This window comes from Pseudomonas sp. Irchel s3b5, from assembly GCF_900187435.1.
GTDB lineage: Bacteria > Pseudomonadota > Gammaproteobacteria > Pseudomonadales > Pseudomonadaceae > Aquipseudomonas.
The window spans coordinates 109526-126254 of the sequence record NZ_FYDY01000004.1; the positions used below are offsets into that span (position 1 = coordinate 109526).

14 protein-coding genes are annotated in these 16729 nt (G+C 59.5%); all 14 read left to right on the plus strand.

The window, feature by feature from the left end; genetic code table 11:
- Positions 1–146 precede the first annotated feature (146 nt).
- The 14 genes from leuC (at position 147) to purF (ending at position 16668) form a co-directional block, all read left to right on the plus strand.
- Entirely contained in the window at positions 147–1565 is a 1419-nt protein-coding gene (gene leuC / locus CKW15_RS06080; protein WP_095060923.1) for a 3-isopropylmalate dehydratase large subunit, read from the plus strand.
- Between the two features lie 11 nt (positions 1566–1576).
- Positions 1577–2221 (plus strand): 3-isopropylmalate dehydratase small subunit, encoded by a 645-nt coding sequence (gene leuD / locus CKW15_RS06085; RefSeq protein WP_053157879.1) that lies wholly within the window; start codon positions 1577–1579, stop codon positions 2219–2221.
- 140 nt (positions 2222–2361) lie between these two features.
- A complete protein-coding gene (locus CKW15_RS06090; protein WP_095151828.1) occupies positions 2362–3129 on the plus strand; it encodes a class I SAM-dependent methyltransferase in 768 nt (255 codons plus the stop codon).
- A 51-nt stretch (positions 3130–3180) separates the two neighbouring features.
- Positions 3181–4263 carry a 3-isopropylmalate dehydrogenase gene (gene leuB, locus CKW15_RS06095; protein WP_095060919.1) on the plus strand — a complete coding sequence of 361 codons (1083 nt, stop codon included), beginning with the start codon at positions 3181–3183 and terminating at the stop codon, positions 4261–4263.
- A 66-nt stretch (positions 4264–4329) separates the two neighbouring features.
- Entirely contained in the window at positions 4330–5442 is a 1113-nt protein-coding gene (asd, locus tag CKW15_RS06100; RefSeq protein WP_095060917.1) for an aspartate-semialdehyde dehydrogenase, read from the plus strand.
- Positions 5443–5690: 248 nt separating this feature from the next.
- Entirely contained in the window at positions 5691–6701 is a 1011-nt protein-coding gene (locus tag CKW15_RS06105) for an aspartate-semialdehyde dehydrogenase (RefSeq protein ID WP_095060905.1), read from the plus strand.
- A 206-nt stretch (positions 6702–6907) separates the two neighbouring features.
- Positions 6908–9592 (plus strand): FimV/HubP family polar landmark protein, encoded by a 2685-nt coding sequence (locus tag CKW15_RS06110; RefSeq protein ID WP_095060903.1) that lies wholly within the window; start codon positions 6908–6910, stop codon positions 9590–9592.
- A gap of 249 nt (positions 9593–9841) precedes the next feature.
- Positions 9842–10666: a tRNA pseudouridine(38-40) synthase TruA gene (gene truA / locus CKW15_RS06115; protein ID WP_095060901.1), complete on the plus strand. Its 825-nt coding sequence runs from the start codon at positions 9842–9844 to the stop codon at positions 10664–10666.
- A 63-nt stretch (positions 10667–10729) separates the two neighbouring features.
- Positions 10730–11356, plus strand: a complete 627-nt coding sequence (locus CKW15_RS06120; RefSeq protein WP_095060899.1) for a phosphoribosylanthranilate isomerase — start codon at positions 10730–10732, stop codon at positions 11354–11356.
- 226 nt (positions 11357–11582) lie between these two features.
- The gene (gene accD / locus CKW15_RS06125) at positions 11583–12503 is read left to right on the plus strand and encodes an acetyl-CoA carboxylase, carboxyltransferase subunit beta (protein ID WP_095060897.1); all 921 of its coding nucleotides are present in this window, start codon (positions 11583–11585) and stop codon (positions 12501–12503) included.
- Positions 12500–13807 (plus strand): bifunctional tetrahydrofolate synthase/dihydrofolate synthase, encoded by a 1308-nt coding sequence (gene folC, locus CKW15_RS06130; RefSeq protein WP_095060895.1) that lies wholly within the window; start codon positions 12500–12502, stop codon positions 13805–13807. The genes accD and folC overlap by 4 nt, the downstream gene beginning before the upstream one ends.
- On the plus strand, positions 13791–14462 hold the full coding sequence (locus tag CKW15_RS06135; protein WP_095060893.1) for an SPOR domain-containing protein: 672 nt from the start codon (positions 13791–13793) through the stop codon (positions 14460–14462). Before folC ends, CKW15_RS06135 begins: the two co-directional genes overlap by 17 nt.
- 98 nt (positions 14463–14560) lie before the next feature.
- Positions 14561–15121, plus strand: coding sequence for a CvpA family protein (locus tag CKW15_RS06140; protein WP_095060891.1), 561 nt, complete (start codon positions 14561–14563; stop codon positions 15119–15121).
- A 41-nt stretch (positions 15122–15162) separates the two neighbouring features.
- Positions 15163–16668 (plus strand): amidophosphoribosyltransferase, encoded by a 1506-nt coding sequence (gene purF, locus CKW15_RS06145; RefSeq protein ID WP_095060889.1) that lies wholly within the window; start codon positions 15163–15165, stop codon positions 16666–16668.
- Positions 16669–16729 lie beyond the last annotated feature (61 nt).

Sequence of the window (16729 nt, forward strand, 5' to 3'; positions counted from 1 at the left end):
GTTGTATTCCAGTTGGTTATCCAAAGCATAAAAAATATGAATTTGAGTTATTTAATGTAACCCCATAGGATCAGCCTCACAAGCCAAAGGGTTATTGAGACTTTCAAGGCCCGGGGCATAGAAACAAGCTGATGAGGAACCGTCTGATGGCCGGCAAAACGCTCTACGACAAGCTCTGGGATTCGCATTTGGTCAAACAGCGCGATGATGGCTCTGCGCTGATCTACATCGATCGTCACATCATTCACGAAGTGACCTCGCCGCAAGCCTTCGAAGGCCTGCGTCTGGCCGGGCGCAAGCCATGGCGCATCGATGCCAACATCGCGACCCCGGACCACAACGTACCGACCACCCCGGAGCGCAAGGGCGGCATCGAGGCGATTGTCGACCAGGTCTCGCGTTTGCAGGTTCAGACCCTCGACGACAACTGCGATGAATACGGCATCGTCGAGTTCAAGATGAACGACATCCGCCAGGGTATCGTCCACGTTATTGGCCCTGAGCAGGGCGCGACCTTGCCGGGCATGACTGTGGTCTGCGGTGACTCCCACACCTCGACCCATGGTGCATTTGGCGCTCTGGCTCACGGTATCGGCACCTCCGAGGTCGAGCACGTGCTCGCCACTCAGTGCCTCGTCGCCAAGAAAATGAAGAACATGCTGGTGTCCGTCGAAGGCCAATTGCCGTTCGGCGTGACCGCCAAGGACATCGTCCTCGCGGTGATCGGCAAGATCGGCACCGCCGGCGGTAACGGCCATGCCATCGAATTTGCCGGCAGCGCCATTCGCGACCTGTCCGTCGAAGGCCGCATGACCATCTGCAACATGTCCATCGAGGCCGGCGCTCGCGTAGGCCTGGTGGCCGCTGACGAAAAAACCGTGGCTTACGTGAAGGGCCGTCCATTCGCCCCGAAAGGCGCGGAATGGGATTTGGCCGTCGAAGCCTGGAAGGACCTCGTCTCCGACGCTGATGCCAGGTTCGATACTGTGGTCGAGCTCGATGCGACCCAGATCAAACCGCAAGTCAGCTGGGGCACTTCGCCTGAGATGGTGTTGGCGGTAGACCAGAACGTGCCAGATCCTGCGAAGGAAATGGACCTGGTCAAGCGCGATTCCATCGTCCGCGCCTTGAAATACATGGGTTTGACCGCCAACCAGGCGATCACCGACATCCAGCTCGACCGCGTGTTCATCGGTTCCTGCACCAACTCGCGGATCGAAGATTTGCGCGCTGCGGCCGTGATCGCCAAGGGCCGCAAAGTGGCTTCGACCATCAAGCAGGCCATCGTGGTGCCGGGCTCGGGTCTGGTGAAGGCGCAGGCCGAATCGGAAGGTCTGGACAAGATTTTCCTCGAAGCCGGTTTCGAATGGCGCGAGCCGGGTTGCTCGATGTGTCTGGCGATGAACCCGGACCGTTTGGAGTCCGGCGAGCATTGCGCGTCGACCTCTAACCGTAACTTCGAAGGCCGTCAGGGCGCCGGTGGCCGTACCCACCTCGTCAGCCCGGCCATGGCCGCGGCCGCCGCTGTGAACGGTCGTTTCATTGACGTCCGTGAATTGATCTAAAGGAGCGCAGCATGAAAGCTTTTACCCAGCACACTGGACTTGTCGCGCCTTTGGATCGTGCCAACGTCGACACCGACCAGATCATCCCGAAGCAATTCTTGAAATCGATCAAGCGCACGGGTTTCGGCCCGAACCTGTTCGATGAATGGCGCTACCTTGATGTAGGGCAGCCGTATCAGGACAACTCCAAGCGCCCGTTGAACAAGGACTTCGTCCTTAATGCCGAGCGTTATCAAGGCGCCAGCGTACTGTTGGCCCGTGAAAACTTCGGTTGCGGTTCCAGCCGTGAACACGCGCCGTGGGCACTGGAAGAGTACGGTTTCCGCAGCATCATCGCGCCGAGCTACGCCGACATCTTCTTCAACAACAGCTTCAAGAACGGCTTGCTGCCGATCATCTTGAGCGACGCCGAAGTCGATGAACTGTTCCAGCAGGTCGAGGCTAATCCGGGCTATCAGTTGCAGGTCGATCTGCAAGCCCAGACCGTGACTCGCCCTGACGGCAAGGTGTTGAACTTCGAAATCGATGCGTTCCGCAAGCATTGCCTGCTCAACGGCCTGGACGATATCGGCCTGACCTTGCAGGACGGCGATGCGATTGCGACGTTTGAGGCCAAACATCGTGCGAGCCAGCCTTGGTTGTTTCGCGACGCGTGATTTTGTGTAAGGCGTAATGACGCCATCACCGGCAAGCCAGCTCCTACAGTTGAAACGCATTCCCCTGTAGGAGCTGGCTTGCCGGCGAAGAGGCCCGCCCAGACAACACCAGGCTAAACCCCAAAAAGGAAGAAGTCCCCATGACCAGCACCGCCCAGCACAGTCAGGTAGTCCAAAAGCAATTCGGTGAACAGGCTTCGGCCTACCTGAGCAGCGCCGTTCACGCTCAAGGTACCGAGTTCGCGCTGCTACAGGCTGAGCTGGCGGGGCAGGGCGAGGCCAGGGTTCTGGACCTGGGCTGCGGCGCCGGCCACGTGAGCTTTCAAGTTGCCTCGTTGGTGAAAGAAGTGGTGGCCTACGACCTGTCGCAGCAGATGCTCGACGTGGTGACGGCCGCTGCCATCGATCGTGGTTTGAACAATGTGTCCACGGTCAATGGTGCCGCTGAGCGTCTGCCGTTTGCCGATGGCGAATTCGATTTCGTCTTCAGCCGTTATTCGGCGCACCATTGGAGTGATCTCGGCCTGGCATTGCGCGAAGTGCGTCGGGTGTTGAAACCGGGTGGCGTCGCCGCGTTCATCGACGTGTTGTCACCGGGCAGCCCGTTGTTCGACACTTACCTGCAAAGCGTCGAAGTGCTGCGCGACACCAGCCATGTGCGCGATTATTCCGCCGGCGAGTGGTTGCGCCAGGTCAGCGAGGCGGGACTGCACACCCGCAGTACCACTCGTCAGCGCCTGCGCCTGGAGTACAGCAGCTGGGTCGAACGCATGCGCACGCCTGAAGTGATGCGCGCGGCGATCCGCGAGTTGCAGCAGTCGATGGGCAACGAAGTGCGCGAATATTTTGAGATTGAGGCTGATGGTTCGTTCAGTACCGATGTACTGGTACTGATGGCCGAGCGATAGAATTTTTCCGGGTGCGTCCATGGGCGCACCGACTGATGACATGAGGAAAGCATGAGCAAGCAGATTCTGATTCTCCCAGGTGACGGTATTGGCCCGGAAATCATGGCCGAAGCGGTCAAGGTGCTGGAGCTGGCCAGCGACAAGTTCGCCCTGGGCTTCGAGCTGAGCCACGACGTGATCGGTGGCGCTGCCATCGACAAGCACGGCGTGCCACTGGCCGACGAGACCCTGGAACGTGCCCGTGCGGCCGATGCCGTGCTGTTGGGTGCCGTTGGCGGCCCGAAATGGGATGCCATCGAACGTGACATCCGCCCTGAGCGCGGTCTGTTGAAAATCCGTGCGCAACTGGGCTTGTTCGGCAACCTGCGTCCGGCAATCCTCTACCCGCAACTGGCCGAGGCTTCCAGCCTGAAGCCGGAAATCGTTGCCGGCCTGGATATCCTGATCGTTCGTGAACTGACCGGCGGCATCTACTTCGGCGCGCCACGCGGTACCCGCACCCTCGAAAACGGCGAGCGCCAGTCCTACGACACGCTGCCGTACAGCGAAAGCGAAATTCGCCGTATCGCCCGTGTCGGTTTCGACATGGCCATGGTCCGTGGCAAGAAGCTCTGCTCGGTGGATAAAGCCAACGTGTTGGCCTCCAGCCAACTGTGGCGTGAAATTGTCGAGGAAGTGGCCAAGGATTACCCTGAAGTCGAACTGAGCCACATGTATGTCGACAACGCCGCCATGCAACTGGTGCGTGCACCGAAGCAGTTCGACGTGATCGTCACCGACAACATGTTCGGCGACATCCTGTCCGACCAGGCTTCGATGCTCACCGGTTCCATCGGCATGCTGCCATCGGCGTCCCTGGACACCAACAACAAGGGCATGTACGAGCCGTGCCACGGTTCGGCGCCGGACATCGCGGGCAAAGGCATCGCCAACCCGCTGGCGACCATTCTGTCGGTGTCGATGATGCTGCGTTACAGCTTCAATCAGCAGGCTGCAGCCGATGCCATTGAGAAAGCCGTCAGCCTGGTGCTGGATCAGGGCTTGCGCACCGGTGACATTTATTCGGCAGGTTGCACTAAAGTCGGTACGCAGGAAATGGGTGACGCAGTAGTCGCCGCGCTGCGGAATCTGTAATCTCTCGGGCCCGCTGCCAAATTCAAGACAAAGCAGCGGCCCACATTTCAAGAAGGTGTAGTTGCGATGAAACGTGTAGGTCTGATCGGTTGGCGCGGTATGGTCGGTTCCGTGCTCATGCAGCGGATGCTGGAAGAGCAGGATTTCGATCTTATCGAGCCGGTGTTTTTCACCACTTCCAATGTCGGTGGCCAAGGCCCGTCCGTGGGCAAGGACATTGCTCCGCTCAAAGACGCTTACAGCATTGAAGAGCTGAAAACCCTCGATGTGATTCTGACCTGCCAGGGTGGCGACTACACCAGCGAAGTCTTCCCGAAACTGCGTGAAGCCGGCTGGCAGGGTTACTGGATCGACGCCGCTTCCAGCCTGCGTATGCAGGATGATGCGGTGATCGTTCTGGATCCAGTGAACCGCAAGGTCATCGACCAGCAACTGGACGCGGGCACCAAGAACTACATCGGCGGCAACTGCACCGTCAGCCTGATGCTGATGGGCCTCGGTGGCCTGTTCGAAGCTGGCCTGGTGGAGTGGATGAGCGCCATGACTTATCAGGCGGCCTCCGGTGCCGGCGCGCAGAACATGCGTGAACTGATCAAGCAAATGGGCGCGACCCACGCCGCTGTCGCCGATCAACTGGCCGATCCGGCCAGCGCGATCCTCGACATTGACCGCCGTGTGGCCGAAGCCATGCGCAGCGACGCGTACCCGACCGAAAACTTCGGCGTACCACTGGCCGGCAGCCTGATCCCGTGGATCGACAAGGAATTGCCGAACGGTCAGAGCCGCGAAGAGTGGAAGGCCCAGGCCGAGACCAACAAGATTCTCGGTCGCTTCAAGAGCCCGATTCCAGTCGACGGCATCTGCGTGCGCATCGGCGCCATGCGTTGCCACAGCCAGGCTTTGACCATCAAGCTGAACAAAGACGTGCCGATCGCCGATATCGAAGGGCTGATCAGCCAGCACAACCCTTGGGTCAAGCTGGTGCCGAACAACCGCGAGACCAGCATTCAGGAACTGAGCCCGACCAAGGTCACCGGTACCCTGAACGTGCCGGTGGGTCGTCTGCGCAAGCTGAACATGGGTTCGCAGTTCATCGGTGCATTCACCGTCGGCGACCAGTTGCTGTGGGGCGCGGCCGAACCGCTGCGTCGCATGCTGCGGATCCTGCTTGAGCGTTGATCGATTGATGCAATGAAAGAACCCGCGCCTTGAAAGAGGTGCGGGTTTTTTTATGGGAGTTGTGTCGCCAGTCAGGCCGCCATCGCCAGCAAGCTGGCTCCTACAATGATGAGCTTACTCACACCTGTAGGAGCCGGCTTGCTGGCGATGGCGATCTCATCGGCGCCGCATAACCCCCTGCGGAAATTGCCTGTGTGCCACCCACCCGGTAAAGTGCCGCTCCCCCCGTTTCGCCAGAGGTAAAACCCATGAGCCAGACCATTGATATCGCCGTGATCGGCGCCACCGGTACTGTCGGCGAAACGCTCGTGCAGATTCTGGAAGAGCGCGATTTTCCAATCGGTAACCTGCACTTGCTGGCCAGCAGCGAATCCGCCGGCAGCTCAGTGCCGTTTCGTGGCAAGAACGTGCGTGTGCGCGAAGTCGATGAATTCGATTTCGGCAAAGTGCAGTTGGTATTTTTTGCCGCAGGCCCGGCGGTAACCCTGAGTTTCGCTTCGCGCGCCAGTGCTGCCGGTTGCTCGGTGATTGATCTGTCCGGAGCCTTGTCGGCCGAACAAGCGCCGCAAGTGGTGCCGGAAGCCAATCCACAGGTACTGGCCAACTTGAAAAAGCCATTCCTGGTCAGCAGCCCGAGTCCATCGGCCACCACCCTGGCGGTAGTGCTTGCACCGTTGCTGAGCTTGATGGAATTGCAACGTATCAATCTGACCGCCAGCCTCGCGGTGTCTGCCCAGGGCCGCGAAGCGGTGAGCGAGCTGGCGCGGCAAACCGCCGAACTGCTCAATGTGCGCCCGCTTGAACCGAAGTTCTTTGATCGGCAGATGGCATTCAACCTGCTGGCACAAGTCGGCAAGCCGGATGATCAGGGCCATACGCTGCTGGAAAAGCGGCTGGTACGTGAACTTCGCCAGGTCATGAACCTGCCGTCGTTGAAGATTTCTGTCACTTGCATTCAAGCCCCGGTGTTTTTTGGCGATAGCTTTAATGTGACCCTGCAGTCGGCAAGTGATATCGACCTGGCGAAGGTGAACGCAGCCCTGGAAGACGCGCCGGGTATCGAGCTGGTGGAAGCCGGCGATTATCCGACCCCGGTTGGCGATGCGGTGGGGCAGGATGTGGTCTACGTTGGTCGGGTTCGCCAGGGTATCGACGACCTGTCGGAACTTAATTTGTGGCTGACGTCAGATAACGTACGCAAAGGCGCTGCGCTCAACGCTGTGCAACTGGCTGAGTTGTTGATAAAAGACCTGCTGTAAAAGATACTTTGCTACAAATTGTCGAATGTTTCCGGGCGAGCCTATGCTTGCCCGAATGCTGACGGCAGAGCCACTCTGCGTGGCTTTGCGGAGCAACAATGAAATGACCGCGCGCGACGACCTTCGCCGTTGCGCGCAATGCCTTGCGGCAGCGACTATCAATACCTTCTCGCTGGCCGAGGAATGTTCAAACTAAGGATGAACTAATGGTTCAAGTTCGCAAACTGGTGTTAGCAATAGCGGCCGCCTCGGCGCTGTCCTCCGGTATGGCGCATGCCCTCGGGCTCGGGGAGCTGACCCTGAAATCGACGCTCAACCAGCCGCTGGTTGCGGAAATCGAGCTGCTTGATGTCAAGGACCTCACCGTTGCCGAAGTGGTGCCAAGCCTTGCTTCGCCTGACGATTTCGCCAAGGCCGGTGTCGACCGCCAGGCGTTTCTCAACGACTTGACCTTCACCCCGGTACTCAACGCCAGCGGCAAAAGCATCCTGCGCGTGACCTCCAGCAAACCACTCTCCGAGCCCATGGTGAAATTCCTGGTGCAGGTGATGTGGCCGAACGGCCGTCTGTTGCGCGATTACAGCGTGTTGCTCGATCCGTCCAAATTCTCACCACAAACCGCTGAAGCGGCTGCGCAACCGACGTCTACGGTTGCCGCGCCTGTCACCGGTGCGACCAAACCGTCCCAGCACACCACCTCGCCACGCGATACCCTCTGGGAAATTGCTGCGAAGGCGCGTAACGGCGGTTCGATCCAGCAGACCATGCTGGCCATCCAGGCCTTGAACCCGGATGCGTTCATCGATGGCAATATCAACCGCTTGAAAACCGGCCAGGTGTTGCGCCTGCCGGATCAGGCGCAGAGCACCGGTTTGCCGCAATCCAAAGCCATCGCCGAAGTGGCAGCCCAGAACACCGCATGGCGTCAGGGCCGTCGTTACGTCGCCAAGCCAGGGGCAGGGCAGCAGCAGATCGACGCCACCCATCGCGCCCGCGGTGAAGATGCTCCGAAACAGGCGGCCACCGATAAGCTGAGCCTGGTGTCTGCCGAATCCGGCAAGAACCTTGGCAAAGGTGCGGCCGGTGATGCCAAAGCCTTAAACAACAAGTTGGCGGTAACCCAGGAAAGCCTCGACACGACGCGTCGTGACAACGCTGAACTGAAAAGCCGCATGACCGATTTGCAAAGTCAGCTGGACAAGCTGCAACGCCTGATCGAGCTGAAAAACAATCAATTGGCCAAGTTGCAGGCCGAAGGGGCTGCGGGCGCACCGGCTGCCACAGCGCCAGCGATGTCGGCTGAGCTGGCTGCCGATCCCGCGGCAACGCCATCGCAGACTGCTCCAGCCCCGACGCCAGCTGTAGCTGCGCCTGAGGCGACGGCTCCAACGCAGGCACCCGTCGAAACGCCAGCAGCCACATCCGACGATCAAAAATTCAACGAACTGCTGACCAACCCATTACTGCTCGGCCTGATGGGTGGTGGCGCTGTAGTGCTTCTGCTTCTGCTGCTGTTGTTGGCTCGTCGCCGCAAAGCCCAGCAAGAAGCTGAAAAACATCTGCGCATGGCCCGTGCGCTGGCTGAAGAACAGCCGTTTTCGGCTGACCTTGATCTGCCGGAAAGCAGCTTTGAAGGTCTTGAGGTTCCATCGCCAAGTGTGAAACTGGCGACTGCACCGAAACCTGCTCCTGCGCCAGTGGTTGCACCGGTTGTGATGACCACGCCAATCGCTGCGCCGTTGGTTGCACCGTCTGCCGAGCGTTCCGATGATGTGCTGGGTCAGGCGCAATCGCACATCAACGCCGGTCGCCTGAATCAGGCCGCAGCGTTGCTGGAAGACGGCGTCAAGCAAGAGCCCCAGCGCAGCGATGTGCGCTTGAAACTGATGGAAGTCTACGGCCAGCAAGGCGACCGCGATGCGTTCGTTGCGCAGGAACGTCAGTTGGTGGCCAATGGCGACAACTACGCCCAGGTTGAAAAGCTGAAAAGCCGCTTCCCGGCGATGGTACTGGTTGCTGCCGGTGGAATCGCCGCCGCCGCGGCTACCGCCGAACTGGACGCGCAATACGTCAAGGATCTGCTGCTGGATGAGCCGCAAGCACCGGCCGCCGTTGATGACGATCTCGACAGTGCTTTCGACTTGAGCCTGGACGATCTCGAAAACGTGACACCGGCGCCGGCTGCTCCGGTCCCGGCCGAAGATGGTCTCGACAGCGCCTTCGACCTGAGTCTCGATGACTTCGAAAACATTGCTCCAGCGACACAACCTGAGCCGGATGCGACCCTGGGCGAGCTGGAAGAATTCCCGCGGGATGACGATTTGAGCTTTGAGTCGGTATTGCAGCAGCAGACCGATATCAGGGACAACCTCGACGACCTGGCAGACTTCGATCTGGATTTGGATCTGGGGGCGGAGCCAACGCCAGCCATTCTCGCTGAAGACGACTTCTTGCTGGATCTCGACGAAGGGGTGAAAGATCTGCCGTCGGTTGACGCTCCAGCGGTTGCTGAAGCACCGCTGGACGACCTGGAGCTGCCATCTGACTTTGATCTGTCACTGGCTGACGAAATGGACGCCACGGAAGCTGCAGATGCGCCGGACGCCTTTGCCGTCGAGCTGGACGACGTCAACGCCGAACTGGATCGCCTGTCCCAGAGCATCAGTGAGCCGAGCTTCACCGTGGACGATGCTCTGGCCACAGTTGACGAGGAACCCGAGTTTGACTTCCTGTCGGGTACTGATGAAGTCGCTACCAAGCTCGATCTGGCCCAGGCCTACATCGACATGGGTGACAACGACGGCGCCCGGGACATCCTCAATGAGGTGGTGACGGAAGGCGATGCCGGTCAGAAGAGCGAAGCCGAGGAAATGCTTTCGCGTCTGGTGTGAGTCAATCGTTGCAAATGAAACGGCAGCCATTGAGGCTGCCGTTTTTGTTTGTTGAGTCAAAAGATCGCAGCCTGCGACAGCTCCTACAGGGGATTGCATGCTTTTTTGTAGGAGCTGCCGCAGGCTGCGATCTTTCGATCTTCAGTCGACCAACTCTGGCATCCCCGCCCGAGCGCCTTATAATGCCCACCTTTGCGTCAATCAGCAGGCTGTCACTCCTTGGCAAATATAGATAATCCGGCCGCCGAAATGGCGGCCGACGGCTTTTTCCGGGTCGCGTTGGGCGTGGAATACAAAGGCTCGCGGTATCGTGGCTGGCAGCGTCAGGCCTCTGGCGTGCTCACCGTGCAGGAAACCCTCGAAAACGCCTTGTCCAAAGTCGCCGACTCCCCGGTGTCGCTGCTTTGTGCCGGTCGTACGGATGCCGGAGTGCACGCCTGCGGACAAGTGGTGCATTTCGATACGCAGGTCGAGCGCTCGATGAAGGCCTGGGTCATGGGCGCCAATATCAATTTGCCCCACGACGTCAGCGTCAGTTGGGCCAAGGTTATGCCGCCGCACTTCCATGCGCGGTTCAAGGCGATCGCCCGGCGCTATCGCTACGTGATTTACAACGATCAGATTCGTCCCGCGCATCTGAATGAAGAAATCACCTGGAACCACCGTCCGCTGGACGTCGAACGCATGGCCGAAGCGGCTCAGTATTTAGTCGGCACCCATGATTTCAGCGCTTTTCGCGCCGGTCAGTGCCAGGCCAAGTCGCCGATCAAGGAGCTTCATCACCTGCGCGTCACGCGCCACGGCAAGATGATCGTGCTGGATATTCGTGCCAGCGCGTTCCTTCACCACATGGTGCGCAACATTGCCGGCGTGCTGATGACGATTGGCGCCGGCGAGCGTCCGGTGGAGTGGATGAAAGAAGTGCTGGAAAGTCGTATACGCCGTTCCGGCGGGGTGACGGCGCATCCGTTTGGTCTTTACCTGGTGCAGGTCGAGTATCGCGACGAATTCGAGTTGCCCGAGCGTTACATCGGTCCACACTTCTTGACCGGTTTCTCGGAACTTGACGGCTGACGCCCTCGAACGCTTTTGCTACCATCCGGGACTTTCCCGGATTTGTCTTGGAGTTGTGCCGACATGTCAGCCGTTCGCAGCAAGATTTGTGGGATTACCCGCATAGAAGATGCGTTGGCAGCCGTCGAGGCCGGGGCGGATGCCATTGGATTCGTGTTCTATGCCAAGAGCCCCCGGGCAGTGACGTTCCAGCAGGCGCGCTCGATCATCCAGGCGCTGCCGCCGTTCGTGACCACTGTCGGTTTGTTCGTAAATGCCAGCCGTTGCGAATTGGGGGAAATCCTCGATGCGGTGCCGTTGGGCCTGCTGCAGTTTCATGGCGATGAAGTCGCCGCGGACTGCGAAAGCTGGCACCGACCCTACATCAAGGCGCTGCGGGTCAAGGCCGGTGATGACATTGCGGCAGCCTGTAATGCTTACCCGAGTGCCAGCGGAATTTTGCTCGATGCCTATGTCGAAGGCATTCCCGGGGGAACCGGTGAAGCGTTCGACTGGTCTTTGATACCGCAAGGCCTGAGCAAACCGATTATCCTGGCCGGTGGCCTTACGCCCGATAACGTCGCAGAAGCCGTGGCGCGGGTTCGGCCCTATGCCGTGGACGTCAGCGGCGGGGTAGAGGCAAGCAAAGGCATCAAGGATCATGCAAAGATTCGCGCCTTCATCAAGGCAGCCGTAGGAGCTGTCTCGTGAAACGAGGCTGCGATTTGTCGATGTGACGGCTGGCACACTGCCGCCGTCTTTAACTGCACTTGCACAAAGCAGGCAAGGCTGAGGGTTTTCGGGGTTGCACGCAGGTCATGTTTCGCGCTGACCGTGGCGACCCTTCGATCATCGCCGTACACATGAATTTAGCTCAAGGGCATACACGGGGTTGCGAACCAGAGCGTTCGGGCCACCGGTACTGGAGAAAGAAAGCATGAGCAACTGGTTAGTAGACAAACTGATCCCTTCGATCATGCGTTCCGAGGTCAAGAAGAGCTCGGTGCCTGAAGGTCTTTGGCACAAATGCCCGTCTTGCGAGGCGGTGCTGTATCGTCCCGAGTTGGAAAAGACCCTGGATGTTTGCCCCAAGTGCAACCATCACATGCGTATCGGCGCCCGCGCCCGTATCGACATCTTCCTCGACGTCGAAGGCCGTGCCGAGCTGGGTGCGGACCTGGAGCCGGTTGACCGCCTGAAATTCCGCGACGGCAAGAAGTACAAGGATCGCCTGACCGCTGCACAAAAGCAGACGGGCGAAAAAGACGCCCTGGTCTCCATGAGCGGTACCTTGCTGGGTATGCCGGTTGTGGTCTCGGCGTTCGAGTTCTCCTTCATGGGTGGTTCGATGGGCGCCATCGTCGGTGAGCGTTTTGTTCGCGCCGCCAACTACGCCCTGGAAAAACGCTGCCCGATGATCTGCTTCGCCGCTTCCGGTGGTGCGCGAATGCAGGAAGCGCTGATTTCCTTGATGCAAATGGCCAAGACCTCCGCGGTGCTGGCGCGTCTGCGTGAAGAGGGCATCCCGTTCATCTCCGTGCTGACCGATCCGGTCTACGGCGGTGTTTCCGCCAGTCTGGCGATGCTGGGCGACGTGATTGTCGGTGAGCCGAAGGCGCTGATCGGTTTTGCCGGTCCGCGTGTTATCGAGCAGACCGTTCGCGAAAAACTGCCGGAAGGCTTCCAGCGCAGCGAGTTCCTGCTGGAGCACGGTGCCATCGACATGATCGTTCACCGTCAGGAGCTGCGTCCGCGTCTGGGCAATCTGCTGGCGCAAATGATGGGCCTGCCGACGCCGACATTCGTCGCTGCACCTATTGAGCCGATCGTGGTTCCACCGGTACCTGCCAACGTATGACCGAGCGCACCCTTGGCGAATGGCTCGCCTACCTTGAGCAGTTGCACCCTTCGGCCATCGACATGGGCCTGGAGCGTTCGCAACAGGTAGCGTCCCGCATGGGACTGGGCAAGCCGGCGCCTCGGGTGATCACCGTCACCGGCACCAACGGCAAGGGTTCTACCTGTGCCTTCGTGGCGTCATTGCTGCGGGCGCAGGGCCTGAAAGTCGGGGTGTACAACTCTCCGCACCTGCTGCGATACAACGAGCGGGTGCAGGTTGATGGCGTCGAAGCCACTGACGCGCAGCTGTGTGAAGCCTTTGCTGCGGTGGAAGCGGGTCGCGGCGAAACCTCCCTGACTTATTTCGAGATGGGCACGCTCGCGGCATTCTGGCTGTTTCAACAGTCAGCGCTCGATGCAGTGGTGCTGGAGGTCGGTCTGGGCGGGCGTCTGGACACGGTCAACGTGGTGGATGCCGACATTGCGCTGGTCACCAGTATCGGCGTCGATCATGCGGATTATCTGGGTGATACCCGCGAATCCGTGGCCTTCGAAAAGGCCGGCATTTTCCGCCAGGGCGCGCCTGCACTCTGTGGTGACCTGAATCCCCCTCAACCCCTGCTGGATAAAGCGCGCGAGCTCAGCTGCCCGTTTTTCCTGCGTGGGCGTGATTTTGATCTGGGTGTCACCGATCACAACTGGCAATGGCGCGGTCTTGATGCTCAAGGTCGTGTGGTTGAGTTGCACGATCTGCCGTTGCTCGACTTGCCGATGGAGAATGCCGCGCTGGCTCTGCAGGCTTACCTGTTGCTCGGTTTGCCTTGGGTGGATGCGCAGATTGTCAAGGCGCTGCAAGCGACGCGTGTCGTTGGTCGTCTGGACCGTCGTGAGATCGACTGGCAGGGTAAACGCCTGAATTTGTTGCTGGATGTAGGGCATAACCCCCATGCGGCGGAGTATCTGGCCCGTCGTCTGGCGAGTCGTCCTCCGGTTGGCAAGCGCCTGGCGGTGTTCGGGCTGCTGGCGGACAAGGATCTGGATGGTGTTGTCGGTGAGTTGAGTGCTAGTGTCCAGCACTGGGCCGTTGCGCCGCTGGATTCTCCGCGCGCTCGGCCGGTTGCTGAGTTGCAGGGCGCGTTACAGAGCCTTGGCGCGTCGGTAACGTGTTACGACAGTGTGGCCGCCGCCCTGGAAGGGCAGTGCGCGCAAGCAACGAACGACGATGAAATCCTGTTGTTCGGATCATTTTATTGTGTCGCCGAGGCCCTTGAATGGCTGGCCCGGCGCTCCACGGAGGAAGCGGCAAATGGCATTGCTGGATAAAGCATACAAACAGCGTATGGTCGGCGCCCTGGTGCTGGTAGCGCTGGCGGTGATTTTTCTGCCCATGCTGTTTTCCCGTCAGGATGAACAGCGTTCGGTGACGGTTGACGCTCCGTCGGCACCACAGGCTCCGGCGATGCCCCAGGTACAAGTGGAGCCAGTGGTGGTGCCTGAGCCGCAAGCATTGCCTCAAGAGCCGGTGCCTAGCGATGACGAAATCGCTCAGCAGGAAACGCCTGTTGTGCCGGCTGTACCGAGTGCGCCAGTGGCGCCGGTTCCCGCGGTCAAATCGGCAGCGCCTGCGCTGGCCCCGAATCCAGCGTTGGCCGCCAAGCCTGCTACTGCGCCTGCTCAGCCGATCACCACGGCACCGAGCAAACCAGACACCACACAAAGCCGCGTCGATGCCAATGGGCTGTCGGTCAGCTGGTCGGTGCAACTGGCCAGCCTGTCCAGTCGTGAAAGCGCGGAAAAACTGCAAAAGTCCCTGCGTAGCCAGGGTTACAACGCCTACATTCGTGCTGCTGACGGCAAAAACCGGGTGTTTGTCGGGCCGTTGATCGAGCGCGCCGAAGCGGATCGCCTGCGTGACTTGCTCAGCCGTCAACAGAACCTCAAGGGGTTCGTCGTGCGCTTTCAGCCAGAGCGCGGTTAAAACTATCGCTCCTATTTGAAATGCACTGACAATCGCAGCTTACCGATAAGCATGGGCTCTGCTAAAATGCGCCGCCTTATCCGTCTGTAGGCTGCACTGTGCCATTTACCTGGGTTGACTGGGCGATCGTTGCTATCGTCGCCATCTCCGCATTGATCAGTCTGAGCCGCGGCTTCGTCAAAGAAGCTTTGTCGCTGGTGACCTGGATCATCGCAGGAGTCGTTGCCTGGATGTTTGGTGGCTCATTGTCCGAGTACCTCGCCGGATACATCGAAACGCCATCGGCTCGTACAATCACGGGCTGTGCCATCATGTTTGTCGCCACGTTAATCGTAGGCGCAATGATCAATTATCTTATCGGCGAATTGGTACGCGTCACCGGGCTTTCCGGGACCGATCGATTCCTCGGCATGGCCTTCGGCGCCGCACGCGGTGTGTTGCTGGTGGTTATTGCTGTCGGGCTGTTGAGCCTGGGGCCGGTACAGCAGGACGGGTGGTGGAAAGAATCACAGCTCGTGCCAAAATTTCTATTGGTCGCCGACTGGTCCAAAAACCTGATTCTCGGGTGGAGCAGTCAGTGGCTTGCCAGCGGTATCAGCGTACCCGCTGAAATACCGTTCAAGGAACACCTCTTGCCGATGGCCAAAACGCCTCAGTGAGCAGTGTTCAGTTCAGATCCATTAAGTAGGGGTTGCGTCGCATGTGTGGCATCGTCGGTATCGTCGGTAAGTCGAACGTCAATCAGGCGCTGTATGACGCGCTAACCGTGCTCCAGCACCGCGGCCAGGACGCTGCCGGTATCGTGACCAGCCATGATGGCCGGTTATTCCTGCGCAAGGACAACGGCCTGGTGCGTGATGTGTTCCAGCAGCGTCACATGCAGCGTCTGGTTGGCCACATGGGCATTGGCCATGTGCGCTACCCGACCGCGGGCAGCTCGACTTCGGCCGAAGCGCAACCGTTTTACGTCAACTCGCCTTACGGCATCACCTTGGCGCACAACGGTAACCTGACCAACGTTGAACAACTGGCCAAGGAGATTTACGAATCTGACCTGCGCCATGTCAACACCAACTCCGACTCGGAAGTGCTGCTCAACGTGTTCGCGCACGAACTGGCCCAGCGCGGCAAGTTGCAGCCAACCGAAGAAGACGTTTTTGCTGCCGTCACTGATGTGCACAACCGTTGCGTCGGTGGTTATGCCGTTGTAGCGATGATCACCGGCTACGGCATCGTCGGTTTCCGCGATCCGCACGGCATCCGTCCGATCGTATTCGGCCAGCGTCACACCGACGAAGGCGTCGAGTACATGATCGCTTCGGAAAGCGTTTCCCTGGACGTGCTCGGTTTTACCCTGATTCGCGACCTGGCACCGGGCGAAGCGGTCTACATCACTGAAGAGGGCAAGCTCTACACCCGTCAGTGCGCGACCAACCCGTCCCTGACGCCGTGCATCTTTGAGCACGTCTACCTGGCGCGTCCGGACTCGATCATCGACGGCGTGTCGGTCTACAAGGCTCGTCTGCGCATGGGTGAGAAACTCGCCGAGAAGATCCTGCGCGAGCGTCCGGAGCACGACATCGATGTGGTCATCCCGATCCCGGACACCAGCCGCACCGCGGCCCTGGAGCTGGCGAACCACTTGGGCGTGAAATTCCGCGAAGGCTTCGTGAAGAACCGCTACATCGGCCGGACCTTCATCATGCCGGGCCAGGCAGCACGGAAAAAATCCGTACGCCAGAAACTCAACGCCATCGAGTTGGAATTCCGCGGCAAGAACGTGATGCTGGTGGACGACTCCATTGTTCGCGGTACTACTTGCAAGCAGATCATCCAGATGGCCCGCGAAGCCGGCGCCAAGAACGTTTACTTCTGCTCCGCGGCCCCGGCTGTTCGCTACCCGAACGTCTACGGCATCGACATGCCGAGCGCTCACGAGCTGATCGCCCACAACCGTACCACTCAGGACGTGGCCGACCTGATCGGCGCCGACTGGCTGATCTATCAGGACTTGCCTGACTTGATCGAAGCGGTCGGTGGCGGCAAGATCAAGATCGACAAGTTCGATTGTGCGGTGTTCGACGGCCATTACGTCACCGGTGACGTCGACGAGGCTTACCTGAACAAGATCGAGCAGGCACGCAACGATGCCTCCAAGGTCAAGACGCAGGCAGTCAGTGCGATCATCGATCTGTACAACAACTGAGTAATTACCGGCCCTGAGGGGCCGGTTTTGTATCTGGCTTTTAAACTACGAGAATAGGGAA

What these genes read in the sequence shown, in the direction of transcription:
- leuB (WP_095060919.1), top strand. Translation starts at nt 3,181, where the DNA reads ATGAGCAAGCAGATTCTGATTCTCCCAGGTGACGGTATTGGCCCGGAA.
- CKW15_RS06090 (WP_095151828.1), top strand. Translation starts at nt 2,362, where the DNA reads ATGACCAGCACCGCCCAGCACAGTCAGGTAGTCCAAAAGCAATTCGGT.
- asd (WP_095060917.1), top strand. Translation starts at nt 4,330, where the DNA reads ATGAAACGTGTAGGTCTGATCGGTTGGCGCGGTATGGTCGGTTCCGTG.
- truA (WP_095060901.1), top strand. Translation starts at nt 9,842, where the DNA reads ATGGCGGCCGACGGCTTTTTCCGGGTCGCGTTGGGCGTGGAATACAAA.
- accD (WP_095060897.1), top strand. Translation starts at nt 11,583, where the DNA reads ATGAGCAACTGGTTAGTAGACAAACTGATCCCTTCGATCATGCGTTCC.
- leuD (WP_053157879.1), top strand. Translation starts at nt 1,577, where the DNA reads ATGAAAGCTTTTACCCAGCACACTGGACTTGTCGCGCCTTTGGATCGT.
- CKW15_RS06110 (WP_095060903.1), top strand. Translation starts at nt 6,908, where the DNA reads ATGGTTCAAGTTCGCAAACTGGTGTTAGCAATAGCGGCCGCCTCGGCG.
- CKW15_RS06120 (WP_095060899.1), top strand. Translation starts at nt 10,730, where the DNA reads ATGTCAGCCGTTCGCAGCAAGATTTGTGGGATTACCCGCATAGAAGAT.
- folC (WP_095060895.1), top strand. Translation starts at nt 12,500, where the DNA reads ATGACCGAGCGCACCCTTGGCGAATGGCTCGCCTACCTTGAGCAGTTG.
- CKW15_RS06105 (WP_095060905.1), top strand. Translation starts at nt 5,691, where the DNA reads ATGAGCCAGACCATTGATATCGCCGTGATCGGCGCCACCGGTACTGTC.
- purF (WP_095060889.1), top strand. Translation starts at nt 15,163, where the DNA reads ATGTGTGGCATCGTCGGTATCGTCGGTAAGTCGAACGTCAATCAGGCG.
- leuC (WP_095060923.1), top strand. Translation starts at nt 147, where the DNA reads ATGGCCGGCAAAACGCTCTACGACAAGCTCTGGGATTCGCATTTGGTC.
- CKW15_RS06135 (WP_095060893.1), top strand. Translation starts at nt 13,791, where the DNA reads ATGGCATTGCTGGATAAAGCATACAAACAGCGTATGGTCGGCGCCCTG.